Consider the following 18,631-nt stretch of genomic DNA (forward strand, 5'->3'; position numbering starts at 1 on the left):
GCGAACAGGTACTCCAGGCGCATGCCAAGGTCCAGCGGACCGCGCAACTGGCGGTAGGCAGACCAGACACCAACCTCGTTGACGCTCAGGCGCCCTCTGGCTTCTGCGAGGGAGTCGCCGCCGATTCCTCCTCGGACGAGTTCGCAGAGGAACTCGTCGGCGGCTGTGAGTTTTTTGGCTCAACCGAGTTCAAGCGGTTGAATGCGCTCACCAGGGCGAAGCCCAGGCGCGGATCGAGCCGGCGCGCGTTTTCGGCGCCCAACGGCACCAGCGCGCCGGCCTCGTCCTCGACCAGCACCACGCGGCCGATGAACGCAGCCTTGCGGTCCTGGTTCTCGTCGGATTGCATGTCCATGGCCGTGCCGAAGTCGAGCTGCGCAAAGTGCACCTCGAACTCGAACTCATCGCCTGCGCGATTCGTCCACTTCACGGCTTCCGCCACCGGCTCGTTCGAGCGGATCGCGCCAGCGGCTTTCAGGGCCGCCAGTCCTTTCAGCTTTTCTGCCATGGATTACGCGACCTTCGGGATGAGGATCTGAGATCCGCTGATCTGGATGCCGATGGCAGAGGTCACCACAGCATTCAACGCGAAGCTGAACGGGAAGGACGAGAGGTAGCCACCGAACAAAATCCACGAGCGTTCGTCAGGAAGGATGAAGTCCCCGTCGCTATCCACTCCGGTCGGCGGCATAGTGATAGTCCCATCAGGATTTGCGGGACCATCCGAGATGCCAATAGCCCACTTCAGCGTATCGCCTCGCTGCTTCAACGCATACAGGCGCTGGTGGACCGGATTGCTCGGGTCGAAGTTGATGGTGAATGTTCCGGTGCCAGGGGTTCCTAGCCCGGCCACATATTCACGGTCGGCGCTGTTCAGGCAGGTGGTTTCGATCTGGTCTCGGGTGCTGTCGATGCCCTCCAGAGACGTGACGCATCCCACATCCATAACAGCATTGCTGTCTGGGTCAATAAAGAAAAGATCCGTACCTTGCGTCTTCGTTGCCATGATGGGCCTTTCGTAAAAAAAGCCGCATGAGCGGCCTGGGTTAGAAATAAGGAAAGGCCGCTTCAGCGGCCCTTTGGTATTGGATTGTGTACTTTTACAGCAATGTCAGAATCTTGCTGCTTTTTGCTAAATTTTCTTTAGCCCACAACGGACGAAGGTTTGACAAGTCCCATGCGGCCTTAAGTTCTGGATCAAGCTCAGATTCGATGCAGAAGCTGGACAGAGGGATAATGTGATCAATGTGCCAATCACCGAAATTATCCCAACTCATTCCGTGAGTGAACTGTAGCTCAAGGTGATGCTTAAGATCATCTATGGTGTAACCCAAAAGATCGAATGTTTTTCTGCTCTTTCTTCCCATCACCATCTGCCGAATTCTCTCCCTAATAGTGCGTTGTATTCGAACATCCGGACGACTTGTGTAAAGTCTCATGTTCTCTGCGTGCCGTCCAGAGTTATTTTTCCGCCATATCCTTGTCAGCTCCGATTGACGTCCTGGATTTTTTTCTAGCCATATTTTTCTATTTGCCTCGGCCCTCTCAGGGTTTCGAAGCACCCAGTTACGAGAACTAGCGGCAGATGATTCTGGGTTTCTTTGCCTATATTCCCTATTTGACTTATTGTTGCATGATTTGCAACGCTTTTTCAGACCATCCTTCTCGGATCGGTTCTTCGGGAAATTTTCTGTTGGCTTGAACTCTTTGCAGGTGCAGCAGCGCTTTAAAATCACATCAGCCAATTTACGGACCTTTCGTAGGTTGGTTAGGGCCTGTGTTGTGTTCGTAGCACTTCACGGGCTCGTCTATTTTGCACCCTATCTGCTCACCCACCAGTCGCACTGGAATCGGGAGACGTAGTTTTTGGTGTCTGGGTCTCGGCTCTCTCCGAGCCATGCTGTGACATGTGCGTGGCCCTCAATGGCCGTGGCCAGAGCGTTCGCAATGCTTCGGGTCACTGCAGAGCCCTGCGATGGATTCGCATAGACCTCGATCTGCAGCGTGAAGCTGTCCACGTCAGGTCGGTCGCTGATGTAGTTCTCTGGGGTGCCAGATACCTGACGCCAGACTGCGTAGGGATAGGCCACATCCTGCGGCGCCATTCCGAACAAGTAAAAGCGCAGAGGGCCTGATCCAGACTTCAGGATCGCCTGAACAGGCGGCACATTGACGGCAGCGAAGATAGGCGGCGTCATGTTGCTCCACCCTGCTTCTTGATGATCTTGTCGAGTTGCAAATCGAGCTGGGCCACAAAGGTGTCTGTGGCCTTGCTGATGTTTTGTTCAAGGGCCGGCTGCAGAAATGGCTCGGCGCGCATCTTTTCCGTTCCAAGCTCGACAAGGTGCCAATGTGGGGTGTTGCCCTTGGCCCCAGTGTCCGGGTTGCCCTTTGGAATCCGACCCTTCTCAGTCCCGACACCGACGCTGATCTTCAGATCCCCGGTCTGCTTGAAATACCTCGACCGGAAGCGCTGCGTCACGTTGTCCGCGATCCTGCGCCCAGTCTGTGCATCGTCAATAGAGAGGGCGTTTTGCTTAGCCGCGTTGGCAACCACACGCGCCGCAGATCCCAGTGCCGATCGTCCCGGCTTCTTACGAAGTTCCACAGGGATGGAGCGCATCTTTTCCAGAATGGGGTCCAGGCCAAGGATGGAGAACTCAACGACCATCTTGCATCCCCCTGCTGATCGCCTTGTGCTCCCCGAACCAGTCGATGGAGCGGCGTGCGTTGCGATAGTGGCGGAACGTGGGGATGCCGGCAGTCCAGTGGAGGATCTTTGCTTCGGCATCGTCCTGGCCTTCGTCCACCATCACGTTCCACTCGGCTGGCAGCTCCCCGATGTCGGCATCATCCAGGCCCGCGAACGTCAGCAGTTCCAGTGCCGACGCTTTTGCGAGAGCGGCCGGCGTGGTGTGCCACCAGGCAGGATTACTGCAGTTGAAGAGCATCACGCTGGCCCAGTTCTTCCGGTCATAGTTGGACTGGTAGCACTCCATATCGGTGCCGATGTACTTGCGGGCATGTTGGCTCTGGTAGGCGGGATGCTTGACGACTTGCACCGCCTTCGACTCATCGAATTCAGCATCCAGCTCGGCCACATCGCCAAGGCAGATCATGTCGCAGGCGTCCATGAAGATCGCCCGACCTGTGTAGCCCATGAGGTGCGGCACCAAGAAGCGCGAGACCGTGAAATTGTTGGTGCCCTCTGGCAGTCCCATGGCGGACAGTGGCACGATGGACACCGGCTGGCTGGCGCGCTTGAGAACGCTGGAAACGAAGGTATGAAAACCTACCGATTCGCGCGGGTCGAACCCGCAGAACAGCGTGATCATGGCTTCACCGCCTCCAGCCGGAAGTCGCGGATGTTGCGGCCTGCAGGATGGAACTGTGTGACGTGCTCTTTGATCTTCCTGAACCCCGCCACCTCGACCTTCGGCGCCAGCGTGCTGAAGGTATACGACCACCGATGCAGCATGAAGGGGTCCTCCAGACGGTCATCGCCGAACAGGCCCCACAGCCCCAGTTGGTCAGGGTGCTTACCAGTCTTGGTCCGGCCGCTGATGATGTTCTGGCAGCACTTGATCAGGTCGGGCAACTCCAGCACCAGCTTTCCGCCCGGGGCCAGTAGACGATGCCACTCCTTCAGCGTCGCATCCAGCTCCCACGGGAGCAAGTGCTCCACTAGGTGGATAGCCATCACTTCGGATGCGCATCCATCAGGCAGCGGGATACTGTTCGCATTGGCCACGATGTCCGCAGCCGTGCGCTCTGCAACCGCGTCCACCCCGAGATAGCCAGGCAGCTTGCGCCCGCCGCAACCGATGTTCAGCTTAATCTGCCCAGCAGGTATTTCCATGCTTCACTCGCTTCATCAGGGCGCCAGTTCCACCAGGCCAGAGACCTGAGAAATTGGCGCCGTTCGTGTTCTGTCGGGTCAGGGTTGTTCTGGTAGAGCGCGAGAGCCGCCCCGTCTTCGCAGCGCACCGGCACGCCGGCAATGCAGGCATCCACTGCGACATTCGAATGCCGGCAGACCACTAAAGAGATGCCCTGCAACGCTTTTTCAATTGGCCCCGTTGAGGTCTTGACGCCTCCGATGGCATCACGCTCTTTCTTCGGCCGGAACAGCACTGCATGCCCTTCAGCGCGCAGCTTCTGGATGGTCTTGCGCTCCCAGTCACCGTGTCTCAGGCCCAGGGCCTTCGAACTCTTCAGGCCCAGGCCGACTACCAGCACTGGACCCTTTCTCGCGTCCTGGCGCAGCTGGATGCCCTGGGAATCCCAGCGCTCGGCCGGCTCGCTCCTGATCCATGCTTGGGGATGGTCATGGTCGATGCTGACGCGCATGGCGCCTTGCTCCCGCCCCCAGTACCCCAGATCCCAACCGATGCAATGGCCGCCCTTGCGCAAGTGCTCCATCCACCATTTGCGCCGCACCAGATGACCCATGCCGTAGGTCATCAGCAGATCCGAATCTCCCCGGTAGACCGTGCCGACCGTGATCGGGATGGGTGCCGCAGCGATCATCGCCTCCAGCATCCTGGCGCCCATTGCGCACATGCTCGGGTCGGTCAGGATCTCAGCGCGCACAGCACCTCTTCATATCGTTTCGCGGCTTTCTCGAGGGGAAGCGCGGCGCGCAGGAATCTGCTCTGCACCTCTGCGCGCGTTTCTCTAGGCGCTAGCCAGTCCAAGGACATCCTCAGTTGCTCCACATTGGTGGCCCAGTACTCAGCGCCGCATGCCGTTTCCGTGTAGCCATCTTCAGGCGCTCCAATGAATGGAGTTCCTGAGCCGTGGGCGTTGGCTAGCTTCACATTCGACTTCCATCTGGCCTGTGGGTAGCCGTTCCAGCCGTCTCCGCGCAGCGCCAGCACCACATCCACATCTGCCAGCCGCTGCGGGTTGGCCACAAAGCGCGCGCCGATGCGCCGGCACTCGGCCTCAATGGCTGGCCGCCAGCTCTGGATGAATTTCTCACTACCCTCATAGCCGATCACCTCTATCCGCTCACGGATGGGGCTGACCTCAATTCCGGGCCGGTGGTGGTGGTAGATCACCTCGCCATGCCCGGCATCCTCTTGCATCCGCGCGTTCGGCCAGATCACCAGATCAGGCTTGAGCCGTGCAACCTCAGCTCGCAGCCAGCGCAAAGACTGCTGCCGATCCCAGCCAGAACACCCGGGCTGCGGATAGGCGTCCACGCAGTCCCACGCCCACGGCTTGCCGCTTCTGCGGATCGTCGCCAGAAGTTGATCAGGGATGCGCTTCACGGCCACAATCACATCCGCCTCAGCGCACTGTTCCAGTGTCGCTATTGGCGCGGCCACCGCACCCAGGGCCTGCGCCATCTGCACGCCGCGTATTTGCCAGCTGCCCGATGTTCCCTTTCCAGTGAACAGAATCCTCACAGCAGCCTTTCAAACGGCACGCCGGCCGCTACTTCTTCCAATGTCCATTGCGCCCAGGCCATCCGCCGGAGCATCTCCAGCCGGCCGGCGTCCGTGTTGTCCTGAGTGCCGATCCAGTCTGGCATTTCAGAGACCACCGGGATACCCAACATCAGCGCCTGCACAGCGGCTCCGCTACCCCAGGTCACAACGCGCCCGCAGTGCGCCAGATCCTCACTCAGCGGCTTTGCGATGCCTCGCCCAGGGTGTCGCCGCACGCGGCCCGGAAACCGCGCCTGAGCGCCGATCAACCAATCTCTCGGCATAGCCGTAGGCGCGCTCCCGATGCCGCGCTGAGGCAGCAGGACTGTTTCGCCTCCAGTTCGCCATGGCTGCAGCTCAACGCCCAGGCCATCCCATCGCTCCGCGCCACCCACCGGAAACATCCCCGCAGTGTTGTGCCTGTCGCGCGCCAGGGATAGCCAGCGCTTTCCTGCAAGGCCGTTGCCCCACGCCGCGTTCTCGGCCACCAAAACCTGACCATATCTGCCGGCAAGCTGGTCAACCTGACCAACCCTGTTCCAAGTCACGAGCAAATCGCGCCTGCCTGGGTCGGGGCTGATGCCATGCCGAACCGTGAACCCATGCCGTTCCAACCCCAGGCGAAACGCCTCGATACGCTCATGTATTGAGTACCGAAGATTGAGCCAGGCAGTCTTCAAGGTCGCCAAACGGGTATGCCAGCAAATGTGAGCCGGGCGTGCAGTTGATGATCTCCACCCCTGCCGGCCGGTAGGCTCGAAACTGGCGCTTGAAAACCTCCATCCGTTCCGCTGTCGTCGTCTTCAGCGGCTTTGGATGGAGTCCAAAAAAATGCTGCCCCGGCGCGCGCATATCGAACCCGCACAGCAGGACTCGCTTTGCACCCATGTGCACCGCAGCCATGATCCCCAGAAGCCCAGAGTTCGTGCTGCTGGCCACCGCCAAGCGCTCCACACCTTCAATCTTCTGGTGCTCCGGCGCAGCTGTGAATTTCCGCCCTGGCAGCGCTTTCGCTTCCGGGTGCTGGCCCCACCATGCCGCGTCGGTCGAAACCACTGCATCAGCCCACGGTGCCAGCCTGTAGGCGTCGCTCACTGCGACCACAAGGCCACGACCCCACACCGAACCAGCCAGCGCCTGAGACATGCTCGGGCCGGTTGCCAGGACAACCCAGGTCATTGGCCCTCGCCAACTCCGCGCGAGCAAGGGATCGTCATGTACTCCAGGCCAGATGCCTTGTCTTCAAGGAACGCGGCTGGGTTGTAGATCACATCTGCCCGTCCGTTGCGCACATGCACCAGCCTCATTGATGGCAGGAGGTCATCACGCTGGCGGATCGTGATTCGCGCCGTGACCTGCGACTGCGTTGCGGCCGACTGGATGAACTCACGCGCGGATAGCGGTTCAACCGCAGCCCAGACCGTCGCGACCTCGCTCCAGGTCATCAGCACCTCGCCAGTTTCCTGGTTCTGGATCACCTCGCCAGAGCTGTCGCGCTGCTCGGTGTACGCCTCGATGCGGACTCGGTGCCGCAGCTTTCCTGATTCGAGCGCCATCAGGCCACCGTTGGCTTTCTCAGGCTGTACAGCAGCGCTGTGGCTCCCTGTGGGAGTGCATACCCATAGCCCCACTGCGTAGGCACGGCGTGCTCTTGCGATCCGTCGCGCTCGCGGTACATGTAGGCCACCGTGATCAGCACTGCATTGCGGATGCGCTGCATGGCGCGCGTTTTCACGCCGATCAGATCGCCCTGGCTGTCTTCCAGCGGGTCGCCGGCAGAATCCAGAGGCAGGAACGAGCCCAGGTAATCGATCACAGCCGCGCTCGCGCCTTCGATCTTCATCTCCAGATCAGCGTCATCCGCGTCGGTGTCGCTGCGGATGTGGTCGCGCGCCTGCGCCAGCGTGACGAGCATCATTCTTTAATCCTCACTGGCGCGGTCTTGTCGATGCCGTTGCGGCCGTCTTTTCCGTCGCGACCGCCCTTGATAGCCAGCCTCCAAATCGGTCCTGCAGTCGGTTCGGAATCAGTGTCCTGATTGGCGATCCAGAAGTTACGCGCCCATGTCACTCCATCGCCCTTCAGGTATGAATCACCCTTCCTGTAAATCCCCTTGTCAACAACGAAAGGGATGTGGAATGTCTTCTCGACCACAGTGCTGGAACTTGTCTTTATGCCCAGTCCGAAGTGCCTCGGGTCAGCGGGGTCCTGCATGATTTCGATGGCAGAAACACCTTCCACGATGCACTCCCAGCCCTTCATGCCGCTGGTGACCTCGAAGCTGCGCCAGAGGCCGCCTAGATGCTTTGCATAGGTGCCGCGTGGGTAGGACTTTGCAGGGTCAATGGCTGGGTTGATCTCCAGTTGGAGAGCATCACGGCCCGGATCGCCCTTCAGGCCATCTCGGCCATCACGCCCGGGCTCTCCATCCTTTCCTGGCGCGCCGTCTTTGCCATCTTTCCCATCAACGCCATCACGACCATCAGCACCTTCTCGACCAGCAGGCCCTTCAGGCCCGCGCTCGCCGTCTTTCCCAGGCGCTCCATCTTGCCCGTCGCGCCCCGGAAGGCCATCGGCACCGTCTTTCCCAGGTGCTCCATCAAGGCCATTGGCGCCATCTTCCCCGCGTTCGCCATCTTTGCCTGGCGCTCCATCAACTCCATCGCGGCCATCGGCACCCTTCTCTCCGGGCGCCCCATCTTTGCCATCTGCGCCAGGAGCACCATCCTTGCCGTCTATGCCATCGCGCCCAGGGGCTCCATCCGCACCATTACGGCCGGGCAATCCATCTGCACCATCCTTCCCATCCACACCATCGCGTGGCTTCGCATCTTCGAGAGCCTTTAGCCGAGCGGAAAAGGGCCGCAAGACCTCCAGAATTGCGTCTGTGACGGCTTTGATGTTCATGCGTCTTCCTCAAATGAAGGCCATCCGGCCGTCACGTCAATTTTTGAAAGTTCCTCAGCATCCTCAGCCTGAGCGTCAATCTGGTCTTCAATGCGCTGGCGGGTGCCAGTGAGTTCGCCATGGATCTGCCGATACTTCGCATCTTTCGCGAGGATGCGCTGGGCCAGCACCAGGCGGTCCAGCCCGCGTGCCAGCGCTGCGGCATCGATCCAGGGCGTTGCGGCTGCGGGGTCGGCCTCCAGCGCCCTCGCCTCTTCCGTCTGCACCGGCCACGATTCCCGCTCGCTCAGTGGGTAGCCTGCGGCGATCACCTGGATGCGCCTGCGGTACTCTGCGGCCAGGGCTTGGCGCAGGCCTGCCGCGATCTCGGCAGCAGGCCGCAGCTCGGCAGGTAGCGGTACACCGCCGGCCGCCAACCAAGCGCGGTATTCGACAGCATCGGGGTTCGGCGGTAGTCCGAGCAGATCGTCAGCAAGCGGGATCGTGGCGCGCACGCCGTCGCGCCAGCGGTAAACGAAGCCCTCGCCAGTGAGTTGATAAGCCGTCATGCGTATTGACCTCCGGTGAGCTTTGTCCCATCCGTGCTCCCGGGCAAATAGCTCTCGCCTGCGCTTGCGACGTAAATAGATGCGTTCAGCAGCGCAAGATACCGCGAGCCAGTAGCGGCGCCGCTGAATGTGATCGCGGCGATTTCTATGCTGCTGCCGCTGCCTCCGCAATAGACAAAGTTGCCACTGAATGCGGGCGCACCGGTCAGCGTCACTGTGATCCCCGGCTGGAAAATCAATAATCCCTGCCCCGACACAACGGCCATATACGGCATGCCGCTCGTGACGGTCATCGACGCATTTACATAGCACTTTGCACCACGGGTCACGTCAAAAATCCGTGCAGAAATTGATCCGTAGCGCATGGGCCCCACAGCCACTGTCGCGCCCTCAGTGATCGTAAGACCTCGTGCTCCCGTCAATGTGAAGCCAGAGATTACATACCGCAGCCCGCCACCAGATGCCGTCACGGCTGAACCAGCACCTCCAGCAATAGTGCAGTTTGTCAGCGTGGCCGCGTCCCCGATCACATTGACGGTGCCGGTGCCGACTTGTGATTTAAAAACCACTGCGGCATAAGAGCCAGGGGCGACTGCAATGGTCACGTCATAAATCGACAAATCCAGTGAGGCGGCAATATCAACTGCCTTTTGTATTGTGAGAAACGCCCCGCCTGCCGTATTGCTCAGCCCGGTGTTGCTGTCGCTGCCATCGGCGCGGACGTAGTAGGTACGCGCGGCGGTGAGCTTCTCTCTGAACTGCCCCTGGAAGTACGACAGCAGAGCCGCTTTCAGGTTGGCCCATGTCAGTTTCTTGAGCCCAAAAGATGCGGCGCTGTCTACCAGTGCAAGTTCGTCTGCATCCGCCGGGACCGGCTTAGATGTGGCTGCGTGCACCACATCTGCGACATCTGCTGCACCGCCTGTGGCGCCTGTCGGCCCGGTTGGACCAGTTGCGCCAGTATCTCCGGTTGGCCCTGTAGGTCCGGTAGCACCTTGAGGCCCAGTCTCTCCTTGGGGACCAGTTGGCCCTTGAGGTCCAGTGGGCCCATCAGCTCCTGCTGGCCCCGTTGCGCCGGTCGGCCCGGTGGCGCCTGTTGCTCCAGCTTCCCCCTTCGCGCCACGCTGACTCCAGACAACAGGACTGACGCTTTCCAGCATCCACTCCGTCTTGTCGCTGGATTGGTAGGCGTACTTGCGCACGTCTACAGCCGAAACTGAAAGCACCAGCCTGGCTGCCTCATCGGCCACAACCCAGTTGTGAGGCGCATGGATCTCTCCAGGCGGAATTACGGAGTGTTCAATCGTCATCCCTGCACCACATATTCACCGTTGACCGTTACCGGCACGCCATTCACGGTCACAGCATCAGCAGGAACAGGCCCTGAGCCGCCCAGCTTGATCTTGACCTTCATGAGCTTGTTTCCTCTGAGGATGAGCATCGTGTCGCCATCCTCGACTGTGTCTGCTTCTGGGATGCGGCTTGGGAATCCAGATCCACCACCCGGACTAATGGCAGTGCCAGGAGGCCCCTTGAGATCAACCCATTGGCCCCAGCCATAAGGCTGTTCAAATCGGAGCTTTGTGCCGTCCCATTGATGCTCTGGCATCGGGCCGACTTCGCCGCGCTGCCCTTCTGGGCCAGTAGGGCCACGCGGACCGGTTGCGCCCCTCAGGCCATCTTTCCCAGCAGGCCCTGGCAATCCCTGAGCGCCCGTCGCGCCAGTTGGCCCTGTTTCCCCTGTCGCGCCTCGGTCTCCGGTCTGGCCTGCAGGCCCCATGGCCCCAGGCTCTCCCTGGACTCCTTGAGTCCCAGTGTTTCCAGTTGGCCCTCTCGGTCCCGGAGGTCCCGGCGGCCCTATCGGGCCCTGTTCTCCCGGCGCTCCATCGCGGCCATCGCGCCCATCACGCGGCGAGGCCATCTTCCAGGGCCTTCACGAGTTGTGCGGTCATGGCACGAGTTTGGTCTTCAGCCGATGGCTGGCCATCTTGTGCCGGCTGCTCGCTGGCTTGCGACGCAGGAGGTGTTTCGCCCTGGGCGGACGGGATCTTGTTGTCCTTCACCTCGCTGATGGGCAGATCCTGCAGCTGCATATAGACCGTGTCTCCGCCGTCAATGGGCGGGAGATTCAGTTTCTTTCGGCCGTCGTTGATGGTGTACGCCTTGGCTTGGATGCCTTCCCCGATGGTCTCCATTTGGGTCTTGCTGTCCATCCGCATCAGGCCGTCCAGGTCAAGATCCACGCCGCGCGTGACGCCGTCCAGGCCCAGGCCGTCATCCAGACAGGCCTCCATCTCTTCGATGGGAGTCTGCAGGCAACTGGAGTAGTAGGCGCGGTCCAGGGCTTCGACGTTGTTGTAGCTGGGCGTCTGGCCCACGCCGACCTTGTAGGCTGGCACGTGGAAAACCGAGCAAACGCGCTCGTCGGACCAGTTCAGGATCTGGATCAGTTGGGAGTCCACGGCGTTCGTGGCGAGGGGCTCGAACTTCATGCCATCGCCGATCACGGCAACACGCCCAGCATTCAGACCGGAGTAGTTCTCCTGCCACTGAGCCTTGATGCTCGCGGCGTTCTCTGGACTGATGTTGCCAGGCGCCACCAAGATTCCGCCTGGGTTTGCGTTGTTGCCGAAGAACGCAGCGGTGTTCTTCTGGATCCTCAGATTGATGCCGGCCGCGATAGCTGCTGCGTACAGTGGCGAGATGCCGCACAGCGGGTGATATAGGCAGTTCATCCGGTCGTGGATGATCTCGCTTGCCGGCACCGTGATGCTGGCCTCAGGAACGCCTGCCAGATTGTCCTGGCTCAGTTGGTAGAACACCGACCCGTCATCGGACACCATGGGCATTACGCGGCACGGGTCCAGCACGTACAGCCGAACCACCATGCCACGGTGGTCGCGCTCCTTCAGCGCATAGGTGTTGCCAAAGCGCAGCTTCGACATCATCCACCACTGCTTGAACTGGATGTGGTTCTGGTAGCGGTTCGGTTTGCGCAGCGGCAGCCAGTAGGGCGATGTGGTTTCGACCTCCGACCAGATGCCGTTCTTGTCCTTATCTACCAATCGCGCGCGCAGCTTGCCGATGTCGTTGGCGATCAACGTGATGCAGGCGTAGACGATGGGCGAGCACAGCACGTCCTTCGTCTTCAGCTCATCATTGCGCTGCCATGCGCCCGTGTAGGGCTCGCTTACCCAAGGAAACCAGCCGCGACCACTGCCCGGCACCGACGACAGCACGCTTTTGCTGCGCGCCGATGCGCCCAGAGCGCGGAGCAGTGAAACTTCAGCCATTCAGGCCCCTCTTGATGTATGCCGATGCGCCGAGCAGGCCAATGCCGCCAGCCATCAGAGCCCAGCCCACGCCGAATTGCACATGTACGCCGGCCACGATTGCACCGATTCCAGCCAAGCCCATGGCGATGTGCCAGAGCACGGCATTGGCCGCCATGTCGCGTGCCACACCAAGCAACTGAGACAGGATCGACAGCAGGCGATCAATCATTGCGCAGCTGCCTCGCGCAGCGCCGCGCGCACCTTGTCAGCGCCAGCCGCGTGGTGCACGGTGACGCCGCGCTCCTTGGCGATGGCATGCAACTCTTCTTTGCTGAGCGCGTCCAGGCCATCGCTAGCATCAGCCGGCACCGCTGGCTCTGGAGCCTGAGCCGCCTGGCTCTGCGGGACTTCCACCACATCTGCGCGCAGGTCGCGGGTCATGTACGTGCCGCGCCGCATCTTGCTCAGCACCTTGGCGTAGCGTTCGTTCATGACTTCCTCGCGCCCGCTCTTGTGGTGTGTGAAGGTGACTTTGGCCATGGGCTCTCCTGTGAATCTTGAGAAAGGAGCCCCTTCCGGAGCCCCTTCCGCCAGACGGCTGGCTTAGGCGCCAGCGCCCCAGTTGACGCCGGTCAGGTAGGCCACGCCAGATGCGCGGCGGCGCGCCCAGTTGATATAACGCTCCGCACGGAAGGCCGTGCTATTCGTTTGGAACATCGAAACCATGGTGGTCGGCGTCCCAGTCGCGCTGTTGTTGGTGGGGTTGTCCAACATTTGCAGCGAGGCCTCTTGCGAAGCGTCGATGGTGACTTGGCCATCGTCAGCCAGCCAGACATCCGACGCATTCATCAGCACCACGATGCCGCCACCGCTGTCTGCAGGCAGATAGTCGGAGACGATCACGGGCACGCCCATGAAAGTTCCGCCGTTCATCGTGATGCCAGGGAACTCGGATTGGCCCAGAGGGTTTTGAAGCAGGCTCAGAGCCAGAGCCGTGGTGCTGTCCATGATGTAGACGGCGTTACGAGGCGCATTGCGGGCGGCGATGAACGGAGCCCACAGCGCCTGCACATCACGGCGGATTGCTTCTGCATCAGTGCCAGAAGAAACGATTGCAGTAGCTCCGTTCGTGATGGAAGCAGGAGAGATGTTCGCAACCGCAGTCTTCGCGGGGTCCACGAAGTCCACATCGATTCGCTCAATCACGGCGCCAGCCAAGGCATCGCGCACCAGTCGCTCCGCACTTGGGCTGCTGAAACGGATCAGCTCATTCGTCAGCACAGAGATCGCAGCGACCTTTGCCCAGCGCAGTTCGGTGCTTGTGAAATCAAATGCAGTCAACGGCTTCGGTGCGCCTTCGCCAACCCATTGGGCCGCGCCCCCGCTGGTCTGGCCAGCGATGCGAACATTGAATGGGATGCGATTCAAAGAAGGGATGGATCCGACACCAAACTGGCCGATGATGGTGCGTGCCCGCGTGTATTCCACGAAGTCTCCAGCGAAGTTTTGGTACTCAACCAGAGGTGCAGCCCATGTGGTGTCCAGAGTAGTGCCAGCTTCTACGACAGCCTTCATCAGCACATCCAGCTTGTGGCCATGCGCTTCCAATTCCAAGGCTTTCACCACGCGCTCGTTTTCGCTGTAGTGCATCTTTGCCAATTGCAGCGCCATCTGAGGGTTTCCCTTGGCGGCGATGCGGCACATTGCGAAACGGGTGAACTCGATTCCCTTTTCGAGCTTCTGTGTGTTCTTCACGCTCACGGGTCCGCCACGCGACGCAGCAGCGGCTTCGTCGCTAGTGCCGACCACCGGACGCGCAGTCGCCACGGCCGTCTTCTGCATGCTTTCCAGGCGCTTCAGGTGAGCCGTGATGCTCGCCACTTCGGCTTCATGGCCGTCGAATTCTTCCGACTGGGCAGCATCCAGAGTGGTGCCGGCATCAGCCGCGACATTCATCAGGTCTTCCATGGACTTCTGCAGGGCAGAGATTTTTGCCTTTGCGGCTTCGATTTGTTCAGCGATGTTCATGCTGTCCTTCCCTTTCTTTCGGGCATAAATAAACCCGCCAGAGGCGGGCTGCTTTGGTGTTCCCGAAACGCCGGGAGGTGGTGCGGATTTCTCCGCAGGTCCGACGCCGCTTTGCGCTTTGCTGCCAGACGAGGCGCGCAACGCGGTGTCGAGAGATTTGATGGAGGTGATGGAGGCCTCGGCATTGGCCGGCACGGTCACTGCGGACAGTTCGTGCCAGTTCCACTTCAGGAAGCGGATGCCGTCTTCCATGAAGGAGTACTCCAGGGGCGAGAAGCCAATGGACAGGCCACGCACCAGTCCGGTCTTGATCGACAGCCAGGCCTCCGAAAGCCGTGCAATCAGCTGGCTCGGCATGTCGTCGGTGGGCTTGACCAGCGTGGCGCGGATCTCGATTCCCTTGTCCGTGACGCGCGCGGCCACCACGTTGCCGATCGGCTGCGAATGGTCGTGCTGCCACAGGAGGGGGATGGGCAGCTTGAACTCGGCGCCGCCGGGCTCCACGATGTCGCCCATGCGGTCAGTCCCGGGCGTGCTGGCAATGCCAGTGATCTCGCGCTTGTCCTCATCGACGGCCTTGACGACCATCGTGGAGTAGACGCGGTTGATATTTTTAGGATCCATTTGCCACCTACATAGAGAGCGTGTGGAAGGGGGCACGCACGCCAGCGCTATGGGAGCCAGCTGCACTTAGTGCTAGAAGCACCCGATCTCCCGGCTGCATCTCTGGCGTTGCGAAGAAAACGCCTTGGGCGTAACTCTCACCGCATCCGCATGCGTCATAGCCGCATTCGTTCTCAGCAACTTGGTAATCACTAAAGATGCGGAAAAGTCGCCCCTGATATCCGACCAAAAATTCCCCACCGATCTCGCCTTCCATGTTTTTTGTGGCGAAACCTTGGTCCTTGAAGGCCTGACGTATTCCAGCGATGAACTCAGTCACCATGAAAGCCATGACATCTTTGGATGGATGGCGCTGAGGCGGCGTGAAGGCGTATTGAAGGATCTGCCCCATGCGGAACGAGGTAGTGAATCCAATAACGAATTCACCCAAAGCGAAAACCTTTGGAGCCTTGCGCACGATCAGATCCAAACCTGCGACACCAGCGGAGTCTCCGCCTATGTAGACCTTCCCCTCATGGACAAGACCAGCAATACACGTCATGCAATCTCCAATGCAAAAACCCGCACGAGGCGGGTTCAGTGGTTGTTTTTGGCTATCAGACGAAGAAGACGCTGTACTCGGGAGACTTCACGACAGCAGTGTTTGCAGCGCCGAACGCCATGCACAGGGCCACCGCCGCGTCGATCTTGTTGATCGATCTGGTCTTGGCCAGCCAATGGTTGCCCCATTTGTCCTCTTCTGTGACGGCGGACATCATTGCGGAGATCAGTACAGGGTTACGTCTCAGGCGAATCCGCCCTTCCAGCAGTGCATCCTCCAGCAGCCGGAGCGAGCCGGGCATCCACAGGCCCTCGGCCTTCTCGCCTTTCACTTCGGCATGCTTCTTCATCGCCTCGCTTGGCTGACCCTTCTTGGTTCCGCCCTGCGGGTGTTCCAGAAACTCCAGCACCAGCCCGATGTTGTCGACCTCTTCCTCGAATCTCTTGAATGCATAGCGGTCGTATGCGACCACATGCACGTCATATAGCGCGGCATCCTCAGCCAGCGCCTGGGCTACATGCCTGTAGTTGATGTTCTCACCCTGAGGCGCGTGGATGAACCCCTGATCCCGCCACACCGTGTACGGGATCTTGTCGCGCAGCTCGCGCGCTAGGATCGTGTCACCTGGCGTCCAGGCCTCGATCCATGCATCAAATAGCGGCTTACCGTCTTCCCTCACGCCCGTCTGCACCACAGAAGCCTTGGCCGTAATGTCCCGGTTTTGAGACAGATCCAGGCCCGTCGAAACCTTCTTTCCCTTGTGCTCGATCTCCGGATCGAAGTCAGCAAGCGCCGGCTCCAACGTGGACCGAGTCATCCAGGCCGTCTCGGCATCTGTCCACACGCAGAAGTGCAGCCGCAAGATGCCGTTCAACTGCCCAGGGATTGCCTTCGCCTGAGCCACCACATCGGCAAGGTACTGCTCCGTGATCGTCACACCCAGCAGCGGGTTCGCCTTGGGCCAACACGATGGGTCGCGCAACGGGTCGTCTCCCTGGTCCAAGGAGCACACGAAGCTGAAAGTAGTGTCATCAATCACGTCGCCCACATAGGACGGGTCGTTTACTGCCTCCGTATGCCCAGCCGCCACCTTAACGGCATGCTCATGCTCTTCCCAACAAACGGTGTTTCTGTCACTGCCACTGTTCGTGATCATGAACAGCAAGGGTTGCCGGCGAAACTTGAAGCCGCGCTCCAGCATCTCGATGCTCTTGCGGTCCGGCAACTCATGAACCTCATCGGCCAGCACGAAGTGAGGCCGCGGCCCCGATCCCGTCTTTCCCGTGTCTCGTGATACTGGACGGAAAAAGCTCCCATTTGGATGGAACGCGATGTTGTACTCGCGACCCTCTCCGCCAGAGAATTCAAGCCGCTTCTTCAGGCTATTCGACGCCTTCACCATCTTGACAGCGTCAGCGAAAAGAATGCCAGCCTGCTCCTTCTTCGCCGCTGCCGCGTACACCTGCGCGCCTGCCTCTCGGTCGGCGGTCAATCCATACAGTCCGATGCCACCAGCTAGAGGACTCTTCCCGTTCCCTTTGCCCTGCTCAATGAATGCACGGCGAAAGCGCCGGGTTCCGTCCGCCCTCTTCCAGCCAAAGAGCGAGCCAATGATGAACGCTTGACTCGGATGAAGACGAAACTCCTTTCCCTCGAACTGCCCCTCCGAGAGCTTCAGCTGCCCCTCGAAGAAGCGAAATGCGTAGTCGGCCGCGTCGTGGTCGAAACTCAGGCCGCGCTCATGACCCTTCTCCAGATCGTCCAGGTGCCGCCTGCACGCGTTGCGGACATGCGGCCCTGCGACGATCTCTCCAGCCACAACGGCCAGCGCATAAGCCTTAGTGCGGTCGGCCGAAGAACTCGTCGGCAGGATCATCTTCTTCTTCGCCGCCATGGTTCACCTTACTGACATCGACCGGAGTAGCACCCAACTTCGACAGTATTGATGCCAGCGCGCCAGAAGCAGCCACCCCCAAATCACCCTCGTCCATGCGAGCAATCCACGAGCATGCCAGTCGCACCATGATGCGATCCGAACTTGTCAGCCACGGCATCTCGTACTGAATCTCTGCCCATGCCGCCTTCTGTTCGACGGTCATGGTTGCGTAGGGATCGCCCAACGCTCTGCTTGATTTTGGCGCCTTCCGGTCTTTGAACCTGGCCGCATTCTTTGCTGCGGCTCCAGACACCTCAGCCTTGGCTTTTGGCGTTCTTGGTCTTGGCATCTGCCCTATATCCTGAATTGTGGATGCGAGTAATTAGGAGGGGGCGCGGTGTCCTGGCCGGTCGCCCCTTGGTTCGCCGGATACCCCCCGTGCCACCCATGAAACGTCTCTATTTTGCAACGTTTCACTTATTAAACGTATGATTTTCGCAACATTTCCACATTGTGGAAATTACCGCACAGGCCAGCCATCCACACCGATTGGCACGGTCTCTTGCCTTCCCAAATCCTTGTTGGTCTTGGCCTCATGGCATGGCAGGCACAGCACCTGCATGTTGTGATCCTTGTCCTCGCCACCCTTGTGTAGAGCAACGATGTGATCAGCTTGGAAACCATCGGGCCAATCAGTGAGCCGGCCGCAGCCTGCACAGCAAGGGTCAGCCGACCACAGCCTGAGTCTCCGCGCCTGGGCTCTTCGCCCTCTCAGTCTTCCGTCTGTGTTGTCGTACTTGGCTGAGGCCATCTCAGTTCACCAGCTTCTCTGCTCTCTGCATCCTCTATGGCAGAAGGGCCTAAGGCGTCTCTGGGGCATCCTTTACCTCTTGCTTGCTCTGCTCCAGCACGTCTCTTCCCTTTGGCTCCAGCCATGCCCACCATGGACCTAGTCCACACTCCAAGTAGCCGCGGCTGATGGCTCTCTCAATCGCTCGGTAGCACACCTTCTCTGGCTGTCCAGTCATCTGCATGAGATAGCTGCCAGTGCTTGTATGGGCTGCCCTGCATTTGCGGCTGCCTGACAGCACTGCAGGTCAGAAATGTCTTTCGTGGCCATGCTCTACAGAGGTTTCCCATTCAGTCCCTTGGTGGGCGGCAGGTCGTCGCCCATCTCTCCATCCTGGGCCATGGCCTGGACGAGGGATTCATTGCTCTGAGCGAAACGGTTGATGGCTGCCGTCTGCTGGGCCAAGGCCGTGATCAGTTGCTCCATCCCTGGTGGAATCGGCAGCGGATAGATGCGAGGAGGTCCTGCCTCGTATTCCTTGCGAATCGCCTGCACCAACTGCTGCTCTTGCTCGCTCATATGCAATCCTTGTCATCTTGGCCAGCCA

Annotated in this window: 25 protein-coding genes; all 25 read right to left on the reverse strand. The window is 60.0% G+C overall.

The features are described 5' to 3' along the window. Positions 1-85: 85 nt before the first annotated feature. Positions 86-508 (reverse strand): phage tail assembly chaperone family protein, TAC, encoded by a 423-nt coding sequence (locus tag BW39_RS18990; protein ID WP_043823674.1) that lies wholly within the window; start codon positions 506-508, stop codon positions 86-88. A gap of 3 nt (positions 509-511) precedes the next feature. Further along, positions 512-1,006, reverse strand: coding sequence for a phage tail tube protein (locus BW39_RS18995; RefSeq protein WP_043823676.1), 495 nt, complete (start codon positions 1,004-1,006; stop codon positions 512-514). A gap of 94 nt (positions 1,007-1,100) precedes the next feature. Next, positions 1,101-1,439 carry a hypothetical protein gene (locus BW39_RS31165; protein WP_152547270.1) on the reverse strand — a complete coding sequence of 113 codons (339 nt, stop codon included), beginning with the start codon at positions 1,437-1,439 and terminating at the stop codon, positions 1,101-1,103. Between the two features lie 381 nt (positions 1,440-1,820). After that, on the reverse strand, positions 1,821-2,198 hold the full coding sequence (locus tag BW39_RS30475) for a DUF3168 domain-containing protein (RefSeq protein ID WP_081816248.1): 378 nt from the start codon (positions 2,196-2,198) through the stop codon (positions 1,821-1,823). Then, positions 2,195-2,671, reverse strand: a complete 477-nt coding sequence (locus BW39_RS19005; protein WP_043823677.1) for an HK97-gp10 family putative phage morphogenesis protein — start codon at positions 2,669-2,671, stop codon at positions 2,195-2,197. Before BW39_RS19005 ends, BW39_RS30475 begins: the two co-directional genes overlap by 4 nt. After that, positions 2,661-3,335, reverse strand: a complete 675-nt coding sequence (locus BW39_RS19010; protein ID WP_043823678.1) for a hypothetical protein — start codon at positions 3,333-3,335, stop codon at positions 2,661-2,663. The genes BW39_RS19005 and BW39_RS19010 overlap by 11 nt, the downstream gene beginning before the upstream one ends. Then, the gene (locus BW39_RS29845) at positions 3,332-3,859 is read right to left on the reverse strand and encodes a class I SAM-dependent methyltransferase (protein WP_081816249.1); all 528 of its coding nucleotides are present in this window, start codon (positions 3,857-3,859) and stop codon (positions 3,332-3,334) included. Before BW39_RS29845 ends, BW39_RS19010 begins: the two co-directional genes overlap by 4 nt. Next, a complete protein-coding gene (locus BW39_RS19020) occupies positions 3,829-4,593 on the reverse strand; it encodes a hypothetical protein (RefSeq protein ID WP_043823679.1) in 765 nt (254 codons plus the stop codon). Before BW39_RS19020 ends, BW39_RS29845 begins: the two co-directional genes overlap by 31 nt. Continuing rightward, positions 4,575-5,414: a hypothetical protein gene (locus BW39_RS19025; RefSeq protein WP_161786999.1), complete on the reverse strand. Its 840-nt coding sequence runs from the start codon at positions 5,412-5,414 to the stop codon at positions 4,575-4,577. Before BW39_RS19025 ends, BW39_RS19020 begins: the two co-directional genes overlap by 19 nt. After that, positions 5,411-6,115 carry a hypothetical protein gene (locus BW39_RS19030; RefSeq protein WP_152547271.1) on the reverse strand — a complete coding sequence of 235 codons (705 nt, stop codon included), beginning with the start codon at positions 6,113-6,115 and terminating at the stop codon, positions 5,411-5,413. The genes BW39_RS19025 and BW39_RS19030 overlap by 4 nt, the downstream gene beginning before the upstream one ends. Beyond that, positions 6,075-6,614, reverse strand: a complete 540-nt coding sequence (locus tag BW39_RS19035; RefSeq protein WP_043823683.1) for a hypothetical protein — start codon at positions 6,612-6,614, stop codon at positions 6,075-6,077. Before BW39_RS19035 ends, BW39_RS19030 begins: the two co-directional genes overlap by 41 nt. Beyond that, positions 6,611-6,991, reverse strand: a complete 381-nt coding sequence (locus tag BW39_RS19040; RefSeq protein ID WP_043823684.1) for a phage head closure protein — start codon at positions 6,989-6,991, stop codon at positions 6,611-6,613. Before BW39_RS19040 ends, BW39_RS19035 begins: the two co-directional genes overlap by 4 nt. Next, positions 6,991-7,353 carry a head-tail connector protein gene (locus BW39_RS19045; RefSeq protein WP_043823685.1) on the reverse strand — a complete coding sequence of 121 codons (363 nt, stop codon included), beginning with the start codon at positions 7,351-7,353 and terminating at the stop codon, positions 6,991-6,993. The genes BW39_RS19040 and BW39_RS19045 overlap by 1 nt, the downstream gene beginning before the upstream one ends. Beyond that, entirely contained in the window at positions 7,350-8,342 is a 993-nt protein-coding gene (locus BW39_RS30480; protein ID WP_081816250.1) for a hypothetical protein, read from the reverse strand. Before BW39_RS30480 ends, BW39_RS19045 begins: the two co-directional genes overlap by 4 nt. After that, the gene (locus BW39_RS19055; RefSeq protein WP_043823686.1) at positions 8,339-8,890 is read right to left on the reverse strand and encodes a hypothetical protein; all 552 of its coding nucleotides are present in this window, start codon (positions 8,888-8,890) and stop codon (positions 8,339-8,341) included. Before BW39_RS19055 ends, BW39_RS30480 begins: the two co-directional genes overlap by 4 nt. Further along, positions 8,887-9,786 (reverse strand): hypothetical protein, encoded by a 900-nt coding sequence (locus BW39_RS31725; RefSeq protein ID WP_235264245.1) that lies wholly within the window; start codon positions 9,784-9,786, stop codon positions 8,887-8,889. The genes BW39_RS19055 and BW39_RS31725 overlap by 4 nt, the downstream gene beginning before the upstream one ends. Positions 9,787-10,794: 1,008 nt before the next feature. Further along, positions 10,795-12,183: a phage portal protein gene (locus BW39_RS19070; RefSeq protein ID WP_043823687.1), complete on the reverse strand. Its 1,389-nt coding sequence runs from the start codon at positions 12,181-12,183 to the stop codon at positions 10,795-10,797. Beyond that, entirely contained in the window at positions 12,176-12,394 is a 219-nt protein-coding gene (locus tag BW39_RS31730; RefSeq protein ID WP_043823688.1) for a hypothetical protein, read from the reverse strand. The genes BW39_RS19070 and BW39_RS31730 overlap by 8 nt, the downstream gene beginning before the upstream one ends. Beyond that, positions 12,391-12,705: a hypothetical protein gene (locus BW39_RS19080; RefSeq protein WP_043823689.1), complete on the reverse strand. Its 315-nt coding sequence runs from the start codon at positions 12,703-12,705 to the stop codon at positions 12,391-12,393. The genes BW39_RS31730 and BW39_RS19080 overlap by 4 nt, the downstream gene beginning before the upstream one ends. A 63-nt stretch (positions 12,706-12,768) precedes the next feature. After that, positions 12,769-14,817 carry a phage major capsid protein gene (locus BW39_RS19085; protein ID WP_043823690.1) on the reverse strand — a complete coding sequence of 683 codons (2,049 nt, stop codon included), beginning with the start codon at positions 14,815-14,817 and terminating at the stop codon, positions 12,769-12,771. 7 nt (positions 14,818-14,824) lie between these two features. Beyond that, positions 14,825-15,358, reverse strand: coding sequence for a hypothetical protein (locus BW39_RS19090; protein WP_043823691.1), 534 nt, complete (start codon positions 15,356-15,358; stop codon positions 14,825-14,827). 55 nt (positions 15,359-15,413) lie between these two features. Further along, the gene (locus BW39_RS19095) at positions 15,414-17,252 is read right to left on the reverse strand and encodes a terminase large subunit (RefSeq protein ID WP_081816252.1); all 1,839 of its coding nucleotides are present in this window, start codon (positions 17,250-17,252) and stop codon (positions 15,414-15,416) included. Continuing rightward, on the reverse strand, positions 17,197-17,457 hold the full coding sequence (locus tag BW39_RS30495) for a hypothetical protein (protein ID WP_235264240.1): 261 nt from the start codon (positions 17,455-17,457) through the stop codon (positions 17,197-17,199). The genes BW39_RS19095 and BW39_RS30495 overlap by 56 nt, the downstream gene beginning before the upstream one ends. A gap of 297 nt (positions 17,458-17,754) precedes the next feature. Next, positions 17,755-18,045, reverse strand: coding sequence for an HNH endonuclease (locus BW39_RS30500; RefSeq protein ID WP_043823692.1), 291 nt, complete (start codon positions 18,043-18,045; stop codon positions 17,755-17,757). Between the two features lie 312 nt (positions 18,046-18,357). Beyond that, positions 18,358-18,603, reverse strand: coding sequence for a hypothetical protein (locus BW39_RS19105; RefSeq protein WP_043823693.1), 246 nt, complete (start codon positions 18,601-18,603; stop codon positions 18,358-18,360). Between the last annotated feature and the right edge of the window lie 28 nt (positions 18,604-18,631).

The sequence above is a fragment of the Delftia sp. RIT313 genome, from assembly GCF_000632165.1.
Classification (GTDB): Bacteria; Pseudomonadota; Gammaproteobacteria; order Burkholderiales; family Burkholderiaceae_C; genus Comamonas; species Comamonas acidovorans.